Here is a 16,853-nt window from a genome sequence, read left to right as displayed (position 1 = left end):
GCTGTCGAATCACCGGACGGGAGAACGTTGTGGTCGTGAAGAGATTCCTCATCGTCGGAGCCGCGGCTACGGTCGCATTTGCAACGGTGGCGGGGTGCGATTCGAGCAGCAAGCCCGCGGCATCGTCGTCGTCAGGGTCATCGTCGTCCGGCTCATCGCAGTCCAGCGGTGGCAGCGACGAGCAGCAGATCCGCGATGTCCTGAAGCAGGAGGAGGCCGCCGCAGCGTCGCTTGATACCGACAAGCTGATCGCACTCACCTGCTCGAAGTACCGAGACGAGCAGAAGAAACAGGTCGACCAACTGATCCCTCCGTTGTCGAATTACGGAACGGCCGACGAACTGGCTGGAAAATCCAGTGAGCTTGCCACCGAGTTCAAGAAGCAGTTCCCGTCGTCATCAGATGCCACCATCCAGGCGCTCGCCGACGCGTTGGCCAACTACGACCAAGCGGCGTACGAGAAGGCATTCAAGGCCGTCTTCCGCGAGAATTTCAAGCTGACTCTCGACAAGGTCGAGAACATCAAGATCACTGGAGACACCGCGACGGCCGATGTGACCTCGACGAGGACCACTGGCGACCAGCCGCCGGAGACCAAGACAGAGACCACACCTTTCGTCAAGGAAAGCGGCAAGTGGCTGGACTGCCAGCCGCAATCGTAGACCCCGCACCGCGTGGCCGCAGCCATAGGGACGCCGCACCTTCGGCTGAGTGCTCGCGTACTTGATCCCACAGCGGTCGGGGTGCTGGCATTTCTGATCGGCATCGTCGGCGTGGGCCGACCGTCCTTCTGGGCCGATGAGGCCGCCACCATCTCGGCATCAACACGCTCCCTGCCTGACCTTGCCCGGCTGGTCACGTCAGTGGACGCCGTCCACGCCGCCTACTACGTGCTTATGCACGCATGGTTTCAGATCGTGCCGCCCACCGAGGTGTGGTCGCGCGTGCCCAGCTGCCTCGCCTGCGGTGGCGCGGCGGCGGGCGTCGTCGTTCTGGCCAAGATGCTCGCCGACAGGCCCACGGCTCTGGCGGCAGGCGCATTCTTTGCTGTGCTGCCCCGCACGACTTGGGCTGCCATCGAGGCGCGCTCGTTCGCGTTGTCGGCCTTGGCAGCGGTGTGGCTCACGGTGGTTCTCGTGGCCGCTGTACGCCGCAACAGCGCGCGGCTCTGGATCCTCTATGCCCTTTTACTTTTCGTGTCTTCTGTGCTCTACATCTTTGTCGTCTTCATGGTGTTGGTTCACGCCGTCGCCGTCATCGCGCTCCGCGGGGGCCGCGCCGCGCAGCTGTGGTTCGCCGCGACCTCGGTGGCAGCGGTGGCATGTCTAGTGCCGTTCGTGTGGTTCGCATTGAACCAGGTAACCCAGGTCGGCTGGATCGCTCAACTCGGATTGCCCACTCCGATTGCGCTGGGGTATCAGTACTTTGACCATTCATGGCCGGCGGCGTTCGTGGCCGTCGTGCTGATTGCCGCGGCCCTGGTTGTCAGCCTTTGGCGCTCGCCGGCGCTGCCCAGTGTGACCGTCACGATCGCGGCCGCATGGATGCTACTGCCTACCGCCGTTCTGGTGGCATATTCAGCGCTGCGCACACCGATCTATCTCGACAAGTATGTGACCTTCACCGCGCCGGCGATGGCGCTGTTGCTTGGCGTATGCGTTCGACGACTGGCGCGAAACCTGTTGCAAGGCACCGTGATAGTCGTGGTGTTCGCCGCGGCCGCCCTGCCCAATTACATCGCGCAGCGCGGACCGTACTCAAAGCTCGGCATGGACTACAGCGAGGTGGCCAACCTCGTCAAGGCGCATGCGACGCCCGGTGACTGTTTGCTGCTGGACGACACAGTCACCTGGCAGCCTGGGCCTATCCGGGCGCAGGTCGAGAGCAGGCCGGACGCCTTCGAGAAGCTCGTCGACGTCGGACGCGGGGACTCGGGAGCCGACGAAGGGACGATGTGGTCGGTCAACCTGCCGCCGGATGCGGTGCTGGATCGGTTATCGCAATGCCCGGCCATATGGACACTGTCCCAGCGCGATTCGACTCTGCCCGCGCATGAGGAAGGAATCGCGCTCGAACCCGGCCCGCGGTTCGCGCAGTATCCCGCGTTCTTCCGCCCCGCAGAATTGGGTTTCCGCCTCGTTGAACGCTGGCAGTTCAACCTCAGCCAGGTCACACGCGCGGTTCGGTAGCAATTGTCTTGGCGGCCGATACGCTCGACGGGTGCTGCTCTCCGACCGTGACATCCGAGCCGAGATCAAAGCCGGCCGATTGGGCATCGAGCCGTTCGACGACGTCCTCGTGCAGCCCTCCAGCGTCGACGTCCGCCTCGACAGCCTCTTCCGGGTGTTCAATAACACCCGGTACACGCACATCGACCCGTCGGTGCAGCAGGACGAGCTGACGAGCCTCGTCGAGCCGCTGCCCGGTGAGCCGTTCGTCCTTCACCCCGGCGAGTTCGTCCTCGGTTCCACACTCGAAATGTGCACTCTGCCAGACGATCTCGCTGGCCGGCTGGAGGGCAAGTCATCACTTGGCAGGCTTGGCCTGCTGACCCACTCGACCGCAGGCTTCATCGACCCGGGGTTCAGCGGTCACATCACACTCGAGTTGTCCAACGTCGCGAACTTGCCCATCACACTGTGGCCGGGCATGAAGATCGGTCAGCTGTGTCTGCTCCGGCTCACCAGCCCCGCCGAGCACCCATACGGCAGCGCCAAGGTGGGGTCGAAGTACCAGGGCCAGCGCGGGCCGACGCCGTCGCGGTCCTATCAGAATTTTCTGCGTCACAACCCGTCAGAAGTCACCCCGGGCTGAACTTATTTGAGGCGCTAAGCGTTGTAGGCGAGTAAGGTTTATCACGCAGGTGCTGCGGGTCCACCCAGCGCCGCCGACTAGCAACTTTATACAGGTCAGCAAACGTCGGGGGATGTAACGCATCGGGCTGATCGCGCGATGAAGTGTCTAGTTAGACGGGCTGATTGGGTGGAAAGCGGCCCGGAGCCAGAGCCAGACAGCAAATATTGTGGAGGGGCCGTGGACATCGTACTAGGTGTATCGATGACACCCACGAAGGTCCGCATGGTGCTGGTCGAGGGCGAGCGCGCCGACGGACAGACCATCGATCACGATGTCTTCGATGTCGCTGCCGTCGACGGCTCAGCAAATGCTAATCCGGCGGAACAGGTGATCTCGGCGATCCTGGGCACCCAACAGAGCGCCTTGGCAGGTGGGCACCGGTTGCTTGCCACCGGTGTCACGTGGACGGACCACGACGAGGCGGCGGCGTTGCGCGACGGGCTGTCCGCATACGGCATCGAGGACGTCACGCTTGTCTCCGAGCTCCACGCAGCCGGTGCCATTGCCCAGGCTGTCGGGCGCGCTGTCGGTTACGACAAGACCGGGCTGATGCTCATCGACCGCGACACGGCGACGCTGTCGGTCGTCGAGACGTTTGATGGCTCCGTCGTCAAGGTCCTGACCCGCAGCCTGCACAGCGCGGATGCGATGGCGGAGCTGGCCGACATGGTCACCAGTGTCGAGGCGCAAGAGGTGCGGCCCGACGGGTTGTTCATCATCGGTTCCGGCGTTGACGTCACGTACGTCAAAGAGCATTTAGAGCACCTGGCCTCCATTCCGGTCAGTGCGCCAGAGGATTCCGAGATGGCGCTGACGCGCGGTGCGGCGATCGCGGCGGCCAACGCCCCGCGCTTCGAAGCGGCCACGGTCGGGTTGGCGTATTCACAGGACCCCGACGGGGTGCCCGTCGCCGATCAGTCCGGGATCGACCCGCTTGCCGCGACGCAGCTGCGGCTCGCCGTCGCAAGTGAGCCTGCCGTTGAGGAGGACGCGGTCCACGATGAGTCGCGACGCCCGTTCCTGCTCGTAGGCAGCACGCTGACAAGCGTTTTCATCATCGGGGTGGTAGCGCTCGTCATTACCCTCGCCGCCAGCATCAGGCCGACGGCCGACTCCCGCCCGAATGCCGCCAACCCGGGGGAGAACGTCGTCATCCCGAGCGCTCAGGCGCCCGCTCCGCCTCCACAGGCGCAGGTGGCTCCTCCGGCGCCGGTTGAAGTAGCGCCTGCACCGCCGGCGACCATCCCGGCTCCGATCCCGGTGGTGAAAGTCGCGCCGCAGGCCCCGCCGCGCCAGGTAGCACCGCCGCCGCAGGCACCGCCACCGGCACCCGCCGCGCCTCCGCCAGTGCCAGAAGCGCCCCCGCCCGTGCCTGAAGCTCCGGCACCCGCGCCGCTGCCGGTGATCGCGCCGCCGATCATTTTGCCGCCAATCCTTGGTGGTCCGGTGTATCCGCGGCCGCCGATCTTCCGTCCGCCGTGGTATCCGCCGCAGCAGCCACAGCAGCCGCCGTGGTATCCGCCGCAGCAGCCGCCGTGGACACCGCCACAGCAGCCGCAGCAGCCGCCGTGGACACCGCCGCAGCAGCCGCAGCAGCCGCCATGGACGCCGCCGCAGCAGCCGCCATGGACGCCGCCGCAACAGCCGCAGGACCGCCAGACTCGGTGGGATCCGCCGCAGCAGCAGGCACCGCAGTGGACTCCGCCCCAGCAGCAGACACCCCAGTGGACTCCGCCCCAGCAGCAGACACCCCAGTGGAGCCCACCGCAGCAGCAGACACCCCAGTGGAGCCCGCCGCAGCAGCAGATGCCGCAGTGGAGCCCTCCGCAGCAACAACGGCCCTCGAGTCCCATTGGCGGCGGTCCGCACATTTGCGTCGGCCGCGGCCCGTGCTTCTGATACGTAACCTTCCGTTGTTCTGCTGCTAAGTGTCGCGACGCGATTAGCTCATCGCCGATAGCTATACCGGCGCTATGAGGTGCACTGTCTTTGGTACGGGCTACCTCGGCGCGACGCACGCCGCGGGCATGGCAGAGCTGGGCCATGAGGTCGTGGGCGTCGACATCGACCCCGGTAAAGTAGCCAAGCTCGCGGCCGGCGAAGTGCCGTTCTACGAGCCTGGTCTGGGAAAGATGTTGCGCGACAACGTCGCTGCGGGCCGGCTTCGGTTCACCACCGATTATGACGTAGCAGCTGACTTCGCCGACGTTCACTTCCTCGGTGTTGGCACCCCGCAGAAGAAGGGCGAATATGGCGCCGATTTGTGCCATGTGCACGCCGTTATCGACGCGCTGATCCCCAAGTTGCGGCGCTCCGCGGTGATTGTCGGCAAGTCGACGGTGCCCGTCGGCACGGCCGCTGAGGTGGGGCTGCGGGCGCGGGCGTTGGCATCAGACGGCGTGGACGTGGAAGTCGCCTGGAACCCCGAGTTCCTGCGCGAGGGCTTCGCGGTTCAGGACACGTTGAACCCCGACCGCATCGTGCTTGGTGTACAACACGATTCGCTGCGCGCAGAGGCACTCGTGCGTGAGCTCTACGCTCCACTGCTCGCAAAGGGAATCCCGTTCATCTGCACAGACCTGCAGACAGCCGAATTGGTCAAGGTCTCAGCGAATGCCTTTCTCGCCACGAAGATTTCGTTCATCAACGCGATCGCCGAGGTGTGCGAGGCCGCGGACGCCGACGTCACCGTCCTTGCCGATGCGCTTGGCTACGACGCACGTATTGGACGGCGATTCCTCAACGCGGGCCTCGGTTTCGGCGGCGGCTGTCTGCCCAAGGACATTCGCGCGTTCATGGCACGGGCCGGCGAGCTCGGCGCGAGCCAGGCCCTGACATTCCTGCGTGAAGTCGACAGCATCAACATGCGGCGACGCACGAAGATGGTGGAACTCGCGGCCACTGCGTGCGGCGGCTCGCTGCTCGGTGCCAACATCGCTGTGCTCGGCGCGGCGTTCAAGCCCGAGTCCGACGATGTGCGTGACTCGCCGGCACTCAATGTCGCGGGGCTGCTACAGCTCAACGGCGCCACAGTGAACGTCTATGACCCGAAGGCGATCGAAAACTCGCGGCGCGTCTTCCCGACGCTGAACTACTCGACGTCGGTGATGGAGGCGTGTGAACGCGCCGACGCAGTGCTGGTGCTGACGGAGTGGCGCGAGTTCGTCGAACTCGATCCCGACGAGCTGGCTCAGACTGTTCGCGCGAAAGTCATTGTCGACGGCCGCAATTGCCTCGATATGAAGCGGTGGACCAAGGCGGGCTGGCGAGTACACGCATTGGGGCGGCGCGCCGCCGCAGCGTAGCGTGACACCGTATGACGGTGTACGCGCTGAACCTGTTCAACGTGGCTGATCGCGAGGAGTATCTGGCTTACAGCCGCCGCTCCGCCGCCGACGTCGCGGCACACGGCGGCAAGGTCGTCGCACTCGGGAAATTTCGGGAGGCGCTCGTCGGCGACATTGCGCCGCGACAGGTGCTGATCCTCGTCGAGTGGGAATCCAAGGCGGCGTTCGAGAGCTACCGCGACGATCCCGCGCTCGCCGATCTGCATCCTCACCGCGAGAAAGGTGCGTCGGAGTACATCTGGCATTTGTTCGATCGGTTGGACGATCTGCGCCCGATTCTTAAGCTGGAGTCGAGGTGAGCGAAGTGAAGCAAAGAATTCGTTGGTTCGTTTTGCACGGCGTGATTCGCGGCCTGTCGAAGATCGGGATGCGGCGCGGCGACCCGCAGGCGCGCATGGTCGCCGACCCCTCAGTGCGATTGGACCCGCTGCCGTTCATCGACGAGTTGCGGGCCAGGCGCCAGAAGATCATCACCACCCGCGCGGGCTACATGGCCGTCGACTACGAAATCGCCCACGAATTGCTACGTTCCGACGACTTCCGGGTCACCGAAATGGGCAACAACCTGCCCACGCCGCTGCGCTGGGTCTACGAGAAGACAGACCCCGGGCTAATTCATCCGCTCCAGCCGCCCTCGCTGCTGTCGGTCGAGCCGCCGGAGCACACCCGCTATCGCAAGCTGGTGTCGTCGGTGTTCACTAGCCGCGCCGTCGCCGCGCTGCGCGATCGTGTGGAAACCACCGCGAAGATCCTTCTCGACAACCTCGCCGACCAGGGCGACGTCGTCGACGTCGTCGAGCGCTACTGCTCGCAGTTGCCGGTCGCGATCATCGGCGACGTGCTCGGTGTGCCCGACGAAGATCGGCCCAAGATCCTGCATTTCGGCGAACTCGGCGCCCCGAGCCTCGACGTGGGGTTGCGTTGGCGGCAGTACCGGGAGGTACAGCAGGGCATCGTCGGCTTCAACGACTGGCTGGCCGGCCACCTCGACGGACTCCGCCGCAACCCGGGTGACGACCTGCTGAGCCAGTTGACCCAGGCCGCCGACGAGGGCGGACGGCTCAACGACCGTGAGCTGATGGCCACCGCCGGACTGGTGCTCGCGGCCGGCTTCGAGACCACGGTCAATCTGCTCGGCAATGGCATCAAGATGCTGCTGGACCATCCGCAGCACCTGGAGACACTCGCGGCGCGACCTGAGCTGTGGCCGAACGCCGTCGAGGAGATCCTGCGGCTCGACTCACCCGTGCAGATGAGCGCGCGGTTCGCCAAACGCGACGTCGACGTCGCCGGCACTACCGTGCCGCGTGGCGGCCTGGTGGTGCTGTACCTCGCCGCCGCGAACCGGGACCCCAAGGTGTTCGACGACCCGGACCGGTTCGACATCGAACGGCCGAACGCCGGCAAGCATCTGTCGTTCTCCAGCGGCAGGCACTTCTGCCTCGGTGCCGCGCTGGCCCGCGCCGAGGGCGAAGTCGGGCTGCGAGCGTTCTTCGACCGCTATCCGCACGCTCGCCTCGCCGGCGAGGGTCGCCGTCGCGACACCCGCGTGCTGCGTGGCTGGTCGTCGTTGCCGATCTCGATCGGTCCCTAGCGTGGACTACTCAAAGGCGTTGCTCGACGAGACGCGGGCGTTCGGTGAGCTGATTCGCGGCGCCGATCAGGCCACGCCTGTCCCGACCTGCCCAGAGTGGACGTTCAAGCAGTTGTTCCGCCACGTCGGCCGCGGTAACAGGTGGTCCGCGCAGATCATCGCCGAGAAGCGCACGGAGGAGCTGGATCCGCGATCGGTGCGTGACGGCAAGCCGCCAGAGGACCTCGACGCCGCGATCGATTGGCTCAACGCGGGAGCCCAGTTGATCCTCGACGCCGTCGACCAGGTCGGCGCGGACACTGAGGTCTGGACGTTCATCGGCCCGCGCCCGGCGGCTTGGTGGATCAGGCGGCGGCTGCACGAAGCGACCGTGCACCGCGCCGACGCCGCGCTGGCGCTGGACGCCAGATTCTCTCTGGATCCCGAGCTGGCCGCGGACGGTATTGACGAGTGGATCGAACGGGTGGTCATCGAGGCCGACGACGATGTGCCTCCGCTCGACACCGGCGTGACGTTGCACTTGCACGCCACCGACGACGGGCTGGGTCCGCAGGGGGAGTGGACCCTCACCAACGACGGTGGCCTGTCCTGGTCGCATTCTCACGGCAAGGGCGCGGCGGCCGTGCGCGGCCCTGCGACGGGGCTGCTGCTGGCGATCGTTCGCCGTGAGTCCGCCGCCGACGCCGGTCTGGAAGTCCTGGGAGACGCCGCGGTGTGGGACAGATGGCTCGAGCGGACGCCGTTCTAGGACAACGAAATTGATTTGCTGTACGAGGGATACTTTCTGAGTGACCGAGCCACCCATCATAGCGAGCCTGCGCCGCGCAGTAGAGGGCGCGCCCGATGACGTCACACTGCGCCTGCACCTCGCCCAGCAGTTGATCGAACACGAGCAGTATGCCGAGGCGGTGAGGGAAGCCGCCGCCGCGCTGGCGATCGACCCCACCTCTGCCGAGGCGCTCGCGCTGATGAATCGGGCGGCGGGTGACCCGAAGCAAAAGGAGCCTTCGCAGGCTGCGCCCCGGGCCACCGGATTCGATTGGGACAAGGCCGAATCCGAGCTCGGCGACGTCGTCCCGCCGATGTACGTCGAGGGCGGGCCCGAGCCTGAGGCCGCCGCATTCGACGTGGAGCGCAGCCGCATCAGCTTCGAAGACGTCGGCGGCATGGAGGACGTGAAGGAACGGCTCAACGCCGCCTTCCTCACCCCGTTGCGCAACCCGAAGTTGCAGGCCATGTACGGGAAGTCGCTGCGCGGTGGCCTGCTGCTCTACGGGCCGCCCGGTTGCGGGAAGACCTTCCTGGCCCGTGCGGTCGCGGGCGAGATGGGTGCCGCGTTCATCAGTGTGTCGATCGTCGACGTCCTCGACATGTGGCTCGGCACCAGCGAGCGCAACCTCCACGAGATCTTCCAACTGGCCCGCCGTTCTGCGCCCTGCGTCATCTTTCTCGACGAGCTCGACGCCCTCGGGGCGAAGCGTTCCAACCTGCGGACCTCGGCTGGCCGCACGACTGTCAACCAGTTGCTCCAGGAGCTCGACGGCATGGGCTCGGACAACGAGGGAGTGTTCGTCCTCGCCGCCACCAACCAGCCGTGGGACATCGACTCGGCGCTGCGCCGGCCCGGGCGGCTGGACCGGATGGTGCTCGTCCTCCCACCGGATGAGCCCGCTCGCGCGGCGATTCTGAAGACGCACCTCGATGACCGTCCCGTCGCGCGCATCGACCTCGGCCGGATCGCTCGGCAGACAGAGGGTTTCTCCGGCGCGGACCTCGCCCACCTTTGCGAGACCGCGGCCGAGAAGGCGCTGATGGACTCCGTGCGCACCGGCACGCCGCGGATGATCGAGATGCGCGACTTCGAGACGGCGCTCCCCGAGATCCGTCCGTCGACGGGCGCGTGGTTCGAAAGTGCGCGCAACGTAGCAACTTTCGCGAATACGAACGGTGAGTACGACGGCATTCTGGAGTACCTCAAGCGGCGCAAGACGCGGTGAGCGTGCGCGGACGCGAGGAGCACGGGCGTTGACCGACCTGCAGGACCGCGTCACGCACCTTCTGGACATCGGTCGCGGCGACGAGGCACTCGCCTTATTGACCAAGCACCTCGGGGCCCATCCCGATGACTGGTATGCGCTCTGCCAGCTGGCGTGGGCGCACCACGTCCGCGACGACAGCGCCGCAATGAGCGACGCCGCGGACGCCGCCGTCGGTGCGGCACCAGATCAGGAGTGGGCACACCGCCTTGCCAGTGTTGCGGCGCTTTGGCGGGGCGACCGGGCCAAGGCCTTGCGGCACGCGAAGGAAGCGGTTCGGCTCGCGCCGGAGAATTGGCATGCGCGTCACAGCCTTTCGCGCGCGTTGCTCGAAATGCGTCAGAAGCAGGCCGCGCACGAAGAGGCTCACTCGGCGGTCCGTCTCGCACCGCTGGAGGCCCAGGCTCATCTCCAGCTCAGCGTCGCCGCCGACGCGTGTCGCTACCGTGAGGAAGCCGACGCGGCGTTGCAGCGGGCGCTTGAGCTGAACCCGCACTACGGGCAAGCGCTCAACGTGAAGGCGGCCAGGGAGCTCCGGAAGCGCAAGCTTGGCCGCGCGGCCGCGTCGATGATCGATGCGTTGCGTCTGGACCCCCAGAGCGAGGTCGGCCACGAGAACCTCGCGGCCCTGATGGCGGCATTGCTGTTTCGCCTCTACGGCGTCACGGTGCTGTGCTGCATCGCGGTCGCAATAATGCTGTTCGCCGGGCGCAGCGGGGCCATCCCGCCGTACTGGCCCCGTGCCGCGGCGGGGCTGGTCTTCATCGGTCTCATCGTGGGAGTCGGCTGGCTCACCGTGCGCCATGTGCCCGCGACCGCACGGCGACGTCTGGCGTCGTTGCCTCGATTGTGGCGAGGACGCCGGCTGGTGGCTCCGGTGGTCTTCGGGACTGCTGCGCTGTGTCTGATCGTCATCGCATTCCTGCCGTCGGACATCGCGTTCGCGGTGGCGCTGGTTGGGGGAGGCGCGTTGATCGTGCTGTTCCGCATTTTTCAGGGCGCATTCATCATCTGGGTGGTGTTCGCGGCTGGGCGCGCCGGATTTCGGTTCGCGCGCCGACTGTCGGGGCGGGGCCGTTAGGCTCGCCTCATGCGCGGGATCATCCTCGCTGGCGGTTCGGGCACACGGCTGTACCCGATCACCCACGGCGTCAGCAAGCAGTTGTTGCCTGTGTACGACAAGCCGATGATCTACTACCCACTGTCGACGCTGATGATGGCGGGCATCCGCGACATCCAGGTGATCACCACACCGGAAGACCGCTCGTCGTTCGAACGTCTTCTCGGCGACGGAACACAGTTCGGTGTCAACATCAGCTACGCCGTGCAGGAAAGCCCGGACGGTTTGGCGCAGGCGTTCGTCATCTGCGCCGATCACATCGGCACGGGCACCGTCGCACTGGTGTTGGGCGACAACATCTTTTACGGACCCGGTCTCGGCACCAGTCTTACTCGTCACCAAAATGTCTGCGGCGGAGCTATTTTCGCGTACTGGGTGGCAAACCCGTCTGCCTACGGCGTCGTCGAGTTCGGGGCGGACGGCACGGCGTTGTCGTTGGAGGAGAAGCCCGCCGCACCCAAATCGCAATACGCGGTGCCGGGTCTGTACTTCTACGACAACGACGTCGTCGAGATCGCACGCTCATTACGACCCTCTGCGCGTGGCGAGTACGAGATCACCGAGATCAACCAGGTCTACCTGAGCCAGGGAAAGCTCTCCGTCGAGGTGCTGGCCCGCGGTACCGCGTGGCTGGACACCGGAACCTTCGATTCGCTCTTGGACGCAAGCGATTACGTACGCACCATCTCGCGCAGGCAGGGACTGAAGATAAGCGTGCCCGAGGAGGTGGCGTGGCGCGTCGGCTTCATCGACGACGAGCAGCTGTCCGCCCGGGCGCATTCCCTGCTCAAGTCAGGCTATGGCGGCTACCTGCTCGAGCTGCTGGACCGGAAGTAGCCAGCACCGCCGCGATCGCCGTCGTCAGCGGCACCGACAAGGCGAGCGCAATCCCACCCACGGCCGAGCGCGCGATTTCGATCGCGACGCTCTCACTGGTCAGCACATCGCCCAGTGACCGGTTCGCCACCGAGAACAGCAGCAGCAGCGGCAGCGAACTGCCTGCGTACGCGAGCACGAGCGTGTACACCGTGCTCGCGATGTGGTCGCGTCCGACCCGCATCGCGCCGAGAAAGATTGCGCGTCTAGAACTTTCGCCGACAGCGGCGAGCTCGAACACGGTAGACGCCTGGGTGATGGTGACGTCGTTCAGCACGCCGAGGCTGCCGATGATGAACCCGGCCAGCAGCAGGCCCGTGATGGACACGTTGCCCATGTAGGCGGCGACTTCGTTGTTCTGCTCCTCGGACAGCCCCGTCAGATGCGTGAGACCGATTGCGCCCCATGAGAGCAGGGCCGCAAGCAGCATCGACGTCAACGTACCGAGCAGCGCGGCGCTGGTGCGAAGGCTGACGCCGTGGGCCAGATAGATGACGACGTAGAGGATCGCCGCCGAGGCCACCAAGGACACGGGCACGGCCGGGGCCCCGTCGCGCAGTGCGGGCAGGAGGAACACGACGAGCACGCCGAACGCCACCACGATGCCCACCAGCGCGAGCAGCCCCCGCCACCGCGCGACCGCGACGATCACCAACGCGAACGCCGCCGCCAGCCCTACCAGCGGCCAGGTCCGTTCAAAGTCGAAGAACGCGTAGCTCGTCACACCCTGGTCGTCGACCTGTCGGCTGATGCGGATGGCGTCGCCAACGGCGAGCCGGGGTTGGCCCGGCCCCGGCGAGAACTCCAGCAAGGTGGTCGCGCCGGCATTCGGTCCCGAGTCGATGGCCACGATCGCCTGCGTGCAGTCCCCTCCACCCGGCGGCGCTGACTCGGGTGGCGCCGTCAAAACCTTTCCCGCAGAGGGACTTCCGCATGCGCCCAACGCGGTGGACGTGACATGGCCGGCCTGTGTGCTCACGGCCCCGCCGGTGGCGCTTTGGAATGGCAGCGGGATATCGACCTTCCGGTCGCTGGGCCACAGCAATACCGCGCCGACGATCACCCCGAGACCGATGATCGTGAGCAACCCGATCACCACCCTGGCGGCCATCGGGCCGATCGTCACCTCGGAGTTCGCGTGCCCATGCGTGTGCGCCACGCCGCACAGAATATGTCGGGACTATTGGCGGTAGCTGGACAGGAAGTTGCCGAGGCGCTCGATCGCATTCGCGAGATCCCTCGCCCACGGCAGCGTGACGATGCGCAGGTGGTCGGGGGCGGGCCAGTTGAAACCCGTGCCCTGGGTGATGAGGATCTTCTCCTGCAGTAGCAGGTCGAGCACCAGTTGCTCGTCGTCGACGATGTCGTACACCTCGGGGTCCAGGCGCGGGAACGCGTACAGCGCACCCTGCGGCTTGACGCACGTCACTCCGGGGATCTCGTTCAGTTTCGACCATGCCACGTCGCGCTGTTCCAACAGCCGGCCGCCGGGCAACACCAGGTCCTCGATACTTTGGTGACCACCCAGCGCCACCTGAATCCCGTGTTGGGCAGGCACATTAGGGCACAACCGCATGTTCGCCAACAGGCTGATGCCCTCCAGGAAGCTGCTTGCGTGTTCCTTTGGCCCGGTGATGGCCAGCCAGCCGGCGCGATACCCGGCCACCCGGTACGCCTTCGAGAGTCCGTTGTACGTGAGGCACAACAGATCCGGCGCCACCGCGGCGACGCTGACGTGCTCGGCGTCGTCGTAGAGGATCTTGTCGTAGATCTCGTCGGCGAGCAGCAGCAGCTCGTACTTGCGGGCGAGCTCGGCCATCTGCTCGAGCACCTCGCGGCCGTACACCGCGCCCGTCGGGTTGTTGGGGTTGATGACCACCAGCGCCTTGGTGCGGTCGGTGATCTTGGATTCGATGTCGGCGACGTCGGGCTGCCAGTCCTGCGTCTCATCGCATAGATAGTGGACCGGCTTGCCGCCGGCCAGCGACGTGCACGCGGTCCACAGCGGGTAGTCGGGCGCCGGGATCAGGACCTGGTCGCCGTTGTCGAGCAGCGCCTGCAGCGTCATCGTGATGAGTTCGGAGACCCCGTTGCCGATGTAGACGTCGTCGACGTCGAAGCGCGGGAATCCGTCCACGAGCTCGTAACGGGTCACTACCGCGCGGCGAGCAGGGATGATGCCCTTGGAGTCCGAGTAGCCCTGCGAATAGGGCAGGGCCTGGATCATGTCGCGCATGATCACGTCCGGCGCGTCGAACCCGAACGGTGCCGGGTTGCCGATGTTCAGCTTCAGGATTCGGTGGCCCTCAGCCTCCAGCCGCGACGCGTGCTCGTGCACCGGTCCGCGGATCTCGTAGAGAACGTCTTGCAGTTTGGTCGACTGCGCGAACGTGCGCTGCCTGGGGTGATGGCTGGTCGGATGCCACGTGGCGCCGGATGGCAGCTGGTGAGCGGTCACGTCGTCCATGGTGCCATCGCTGTCCACCGAAATTTGAATCGTGACCGAAGCGCAACATTGACACTGTCACATTGACACTGTCATAATGGGTGCATGACCGATGGGGCTGACTGGACGCTCGACGAGCTCGTGCGGCGCGTGACCGCCGCACTAGCCGATCCTGCCTACCCGGGAGCTCCCAACGGCAGAGTGCGGGATCTGCCTGATCGGCGGGTGATTCGGTGGTACACCACCATCGGTCTCGTCGACCGGCCCGTCATGGCAGGCCGCACCGCCCTATACGGAACCCGGCACCTGATCCAGATCGTCGCCATCAAACGACTTCAGGCCCAGGGCCGCTCACTCGCGGAGATCCAGGGCGAACTCGCCGGAGCACCGGACGACACACTGCGCCGCATCGCTGCAGTCAGCGATTTGGGCGTGCTAAGCGACGCTGAGCGAAGGTTTGCACGCCCAAATCGCACGCGCTTCTGGGCCCACGCGCCCGTCCCTGACGACGATGCCGTCAGCACACTGGCGGCCGTCCGGCTTGCCGGCGACACGTTGATCGTGCTGCCCGGCCGGCCCAGCGACGACGACGTCTCGGCGATTCAAGCGGCAGCCCGGCCGCTCCTGGACCTGCTGGCCGAACGGGGCCTGCTCCTCCACGAAGGGAATCCATCATGACCATGCCCGTCGAACCCATGTCGGACGCCGAGGCGGCCCGCGTCACTGCACCCACCGACGAGGCCGGGCTGGGCGCTCTGCGCACCGAGCGGGGCAACCTGCCACTCGACCGCATCGACGTGCGCGCAGAAATCACCGGGCTGACAAGCCAAGTCGAGCTGACGCAGGACTTCGTCAACGTCTTCGACGTCCCCTTGGAAGCCAGCTACGTCTTCCCGCTGCCCGATCGGGGCGCGGTGACGCGGATGCGGATGACGGCCGACGGGCGGATCGTCGAAGCCCAGCTGCGCGAGCGGGAAGCCGCTCGACAGGCCTACGACGACGCTATCGCGTCAGGCCGGCGCGCCAGCATCGCGGAGGAAGAGCGGCCAGACATCTTCACCATGCGGGTCGGCAACATCCAGCCCGGCGAAAAGGTAAGCGTCGCAGTCACACTCGTCTACCCGCTGAGCTTCGAGGACGGCGAGGCCACGTTCCGCTTCGCGCTCGTGGTCGCGCCCCGGTACATCCCGGGAACGCCGCTCGCGGACATTGCGGTCGGCGACGGCCACGCCGAGGACACTGACGCGGTGCCCGACGCGTCGCGCATCACGCCGCCGGTGCTGCTGCCTGGGTTCCCCAACCCGGTGACGTTGTCGATCGACGTCGGCATCGATCCCGCCGGGCTGACGCTGTCCGGCGTTCGCTCGAGCCTGCACACCGTGTCCACCGACGCCGGCCGGGTGCGAGTACAGCCCGGCGAGCGGGCCAATCGCGACTTCGTGCTACGCCTTCGCTACGGCGCTGACGATGTCACCGACTCGCTGCTGCTGGTTCCCGACGCCGAGGGTGAGGAGGGGACGTACCAACTCACCGTCCTTCCGCCGGCCTCCAGCGCGCCGCCGAGCCCTCGCGACCTCGTGCTGGTGCTGGACCGCTCCGGCAGCATGGGCGGCTGGAAGATGGTGGCGGCTCGCCGCGCGGCGGCCCGCATCGTCGACACGCTCACACGCAGCGACCGGTTCGCGGTGCTGACGTTCGACGACCGGGTCGACTGCCCCGAGGGCCTTCCCGATGGACTGGTGGAGGCCACGGACCGGAACCGGTATCGCGCGGTGGAGCACCTTGCACGCGTCGACGCCCGCGGTGGCACAGAGCTTTTGGCCCCGATGCGGAAGGCGCTCACCCTGCTGCGGGGAGCGAAGGACCGAGATGCGGTCGTGGTACTGGTCACCGACGGCCAGGTCGGCAACGAGGACCAGATTCTGCGCGACCTGAACACGGACCTGCAGCGGGTGCGCGTGCACGCCGTCGGCATCGATCAGGCGGTCAACGCCGGGTTCCTGGGCCGCCTCGCCGGTGCCGGCGGTGGCCGATGCGAACTGGTCGAAGACGAGAACCGCCTCGACGAAGCGATGGACGCGATCCACCGCCGCATTGGCGCGCCGATCGTCCGTGGTGTGAGCGTGCACGCCGAGGGCGTGAAGTTGATTGCGGATACGGAGAGTCCCGCTCGGACGCCGGACCTCTTCCCCGGGGTGCCGCTGGTGATTGCGGGGCGGTACCGCGGCGCTGCGAACGGGTCTCTGGTCGTGCGCGGCACCACCCGCGACGGCAAGAACTGGTCGACGACGGTCGCTGGGCAGCGAAGGGATGCCTCCGCGGTGACCGCGCGGTGGGCGCGCTCCTATGTGCGCGATCTCGAGGACCGGTACGTCTCGGCGCCGGCGTGGGGTGGCGATGTTTCGGCTCAGGAGCTTGAGACGCGAATCGTCAACGCGTCGTTGCGTTTTGGTGTCTTGTGCCGGTTCACCGCGTACGTGGCGGTCGACCCCCGCGTCGTCGGGGACGGCGGGGTTCTGCACCGCGTGATACAGCCCGTCGAACTCCCCCGGGAGTGGGATTTCGCGGCACCGAACAC

General features: G+C 66.4%; 15 protein-coding genes. 13 read left to right on the top strand and 2 right to left on the bottom strand.

The genetic code is table 11. The features are described 5' to 3' along the window. Positions 1–35: 35 nt before the first annotated feature. From QOH60_RS00205 to rfbA, 11 genes are all read left to right on the top strand, one after another. The gene (locus tag QOH60_RS00205) at positions 36–662 is read left to right on the top strand and encodes an Rv0361 family membrane protein (RefSeq protein ID WP_526415853.1); all 627 of its coding nucleotides are present in this window, start codon (positions 36–38) and stop codon (positions 660–662) included. Between the two features lie 12 nt (positions 663–674). Continuing rightward, on the top strand, positions 675–2,189 hold the full coding sequence (locus tag QOH60_RS00200) for a glycosyltransferase family 39 protein (RefSeq protein WP_526415851.1): 1,515 nt from the start codon (positions 675–677) through the stop codon (positions 2,187–2,189). A gap of 31 nt (positions 2,190–2,220) precedes the next feature. After that, positions 2,221–2,814 (top strand): dCTP deaminase, encoded by a 594-nt coding sequence (gene dcd / locus QOH60_RS00195; RefSeq protein WP_526415849.1) that lies wholly within the window; start codon positions 2,221–2,223, stop codon positions 2,812–2,814. A 243-nt stretch (positions 2,815–3,057) separates the two neighbouring features. Then, on the top strand, positions 3,058–4,755 hold the full coding sequence (locus QOH60_RS00190; RefSeq protein WP_526415847.1) for a DUF7159 family protein: 1,698 nt from the start codon (positions 3,058–3,060) through the stop codon (positions 4,753–4,755). Positions 4,756–4,829: 74 nt separating this feature from the next. Then, entirely contained in the window at positions 4,830–6,161 is a 1,332-nt protein-coding gene (locus tag QOH60_RS00185; protein ID WP_526415845.1) for a UDP-glucose dehydrogenase family protein, read from the top strand. Positions 6,162–6,172: 11 nt separating this feature from the next. After that, positions 6,173–6,502, top strand: a complete 330-nt coding sequence (locus QOH60_RS00180; protein ID WP_526415843.1) for a DUF1330 domain-containing protein — start codon at positions 6,173–6,175, stop codon at positions 6,500–6,502. Positions 6,503–6,507: 5 nt separating this feature from the next. Beyond that, complete coding sequence (locus tag QOH60_RS00175) at positions 6,508–7,797, top strand: cytochrome P450 (RefSeq protein ID WP_526415841.1); 1,290 nt, start codon at positions 6,508–6,510, stop codon at positions 7,795–7,797. Between the two features lies 1 nt (position 7,798). After that, a complete protein-coding gene (locus tag QOH60_RS00170; protein ID WP_526415839.1) occupies positions 7,799–8,545 on the top strand; it encodes a maleylpyruvate isomerase family mycothiol-dependent enzyme in 747 nt (248 codons plus the stop codon). Positions 8,546–8,585: 40 nt separating this feature from the next. Beyond that, complete coding sequence (locus tag QOH60_RS00165; protein ID WP_526415837.1) at positions 8,586–9,794, top strand: ATP-binding protein; 1,209 nt, start codon at positions 8,586–8,588, stop codon at positions 9,792–9,794. Between the two features lie 28 nt (positions 9,795–9,822). Beyond that, positions 9,823–10,914, top strand: coding sequence for a hypothetical protein (locus tag QOH60_RS00160; protein WP_526415835.1), 1,092 nt, complete (start codon positions 9,823–9,825; stop codon positions 10,912–10,914). Positions 10,915–10,923: 9 nt separating this feature from the next. Further along, positions 10,924–11,790: a glucose-1-phosphate thymidylyltransferase RfbA gene (rfbA, locus tag QOH60_RS00155; RefSeq protein WP_526415833.1), complete on the top strand. Its 867-nt coding sequence runs from the start codon at positions 10,924–10,926 to the stop codon at positions 11,788–11,790. Here the strand turns inward: rfbA and QOH60_RS00150 are convergent. Together QOH60_RS00150 and QOH60_RS00145 are read right to left on the bottom strand one after the other, a co-directional pair. After that, on the bottom strand, positions 11,741–12,988 hold the full coding sequence (locus QOH60_RS00150) for a YibE/F family protein (protein ID WP_526415831.1): 1,248 nt from the start codon (positions 12,986–12,988) through the stop codon (positions 11,741–11,743). The two genes, rfbA and QOH60_RS00150, sit on opposite strands and share 50 nt — an antisense overlap. A 21-nt stretch (positions 12,989–13,009) precedes the next feature. Further along, complete coding sequence (locus QOH60_RS00145; protein WP_526415829.1) at positions 13,010–14,314, bottom strand: pyridoxal phosphate-dependent aminotransferase; 1,305 nt, start codon at positions 14,312–14,314, stop codon at positions 13,010–13,012. A gap of 66 nt (positions 14,315–14,380) precedes the next feature. Here QOH60_RS00145 and QOH60_RS00140 point away from each other — a divergent pair, with 66 nt between their 5' ends. Then, positions 14,381–14,953, top strand: a complete 573-nt coding sequence (locus tag QOH60_RS00140; protein ID WP_526415827.1) for a MerR family transcriptional regulator — start codon at positions 14,381–14,383, stop codon at positions 14,951–14,953. Further along, positions 14,950–16,853: VIT domain-containing protein (locus QOH60_RS00135; protein ID WP_526415825.1), on the top strand; the 1,904-nt coding region annotated here is incomplete at its 3' end. The genes QOH60_RS00140 and QOH60_RS00135, both read left to right, overlap by 4 nt.

It is taken from the genome of Mycobacterium sp., from assembly GCF_032159765.1.
Classification (GTDB): domain Bacteria; phylum Actinomycetota; class Actinomycetes; order Mycobacteriales; family Mycobacteriaceae; genus Mycobacterium.
The sequence above is the reverse complement of the archived record's forward strand: the minus strand, read 5'-3'. Positions and strand labels throughout refer to the sequence as shown.

Bases quoted from the DNA above. Each gene is read 5' to 3' on its own strand.
- rfbA (WP_526415833.1), top strand. From the start codon at position 10,924: ATGCGCGGGATCATCCTCGCTGGCGGTTCGGGCACACGGCTGTACCCG.
- QOH60_RS00190 (WP_526415847.1), top strand. From the start codon at position 3,058: ATGACACCCACGAAGGTCCGCATGGTGCTGGTCGAGGGCGAGCGCGCC.
- QOH60_RS00180 (WP_526415843.1), top strand. From the start codon at position 6,173: ATGACGGTGTACGCGCTGAACCTGTTCAACGTGGCTGATCGCGAGGAG.
- QOH60_RS00140 (WP_526415827.1), top strand. From the start codon at position 14,381: ATGACCGATGGGGCTGACTGGACGCTCGACGAGCTCGTGCGGCGCGTG.
- QOH60_RS00185 (WP_526415845.1), top strand. From the start codon at position 4,830: ATGAGGTGCACTGTCTTTGGTACGGGCTACCTCGGCGCGACGCACGCC.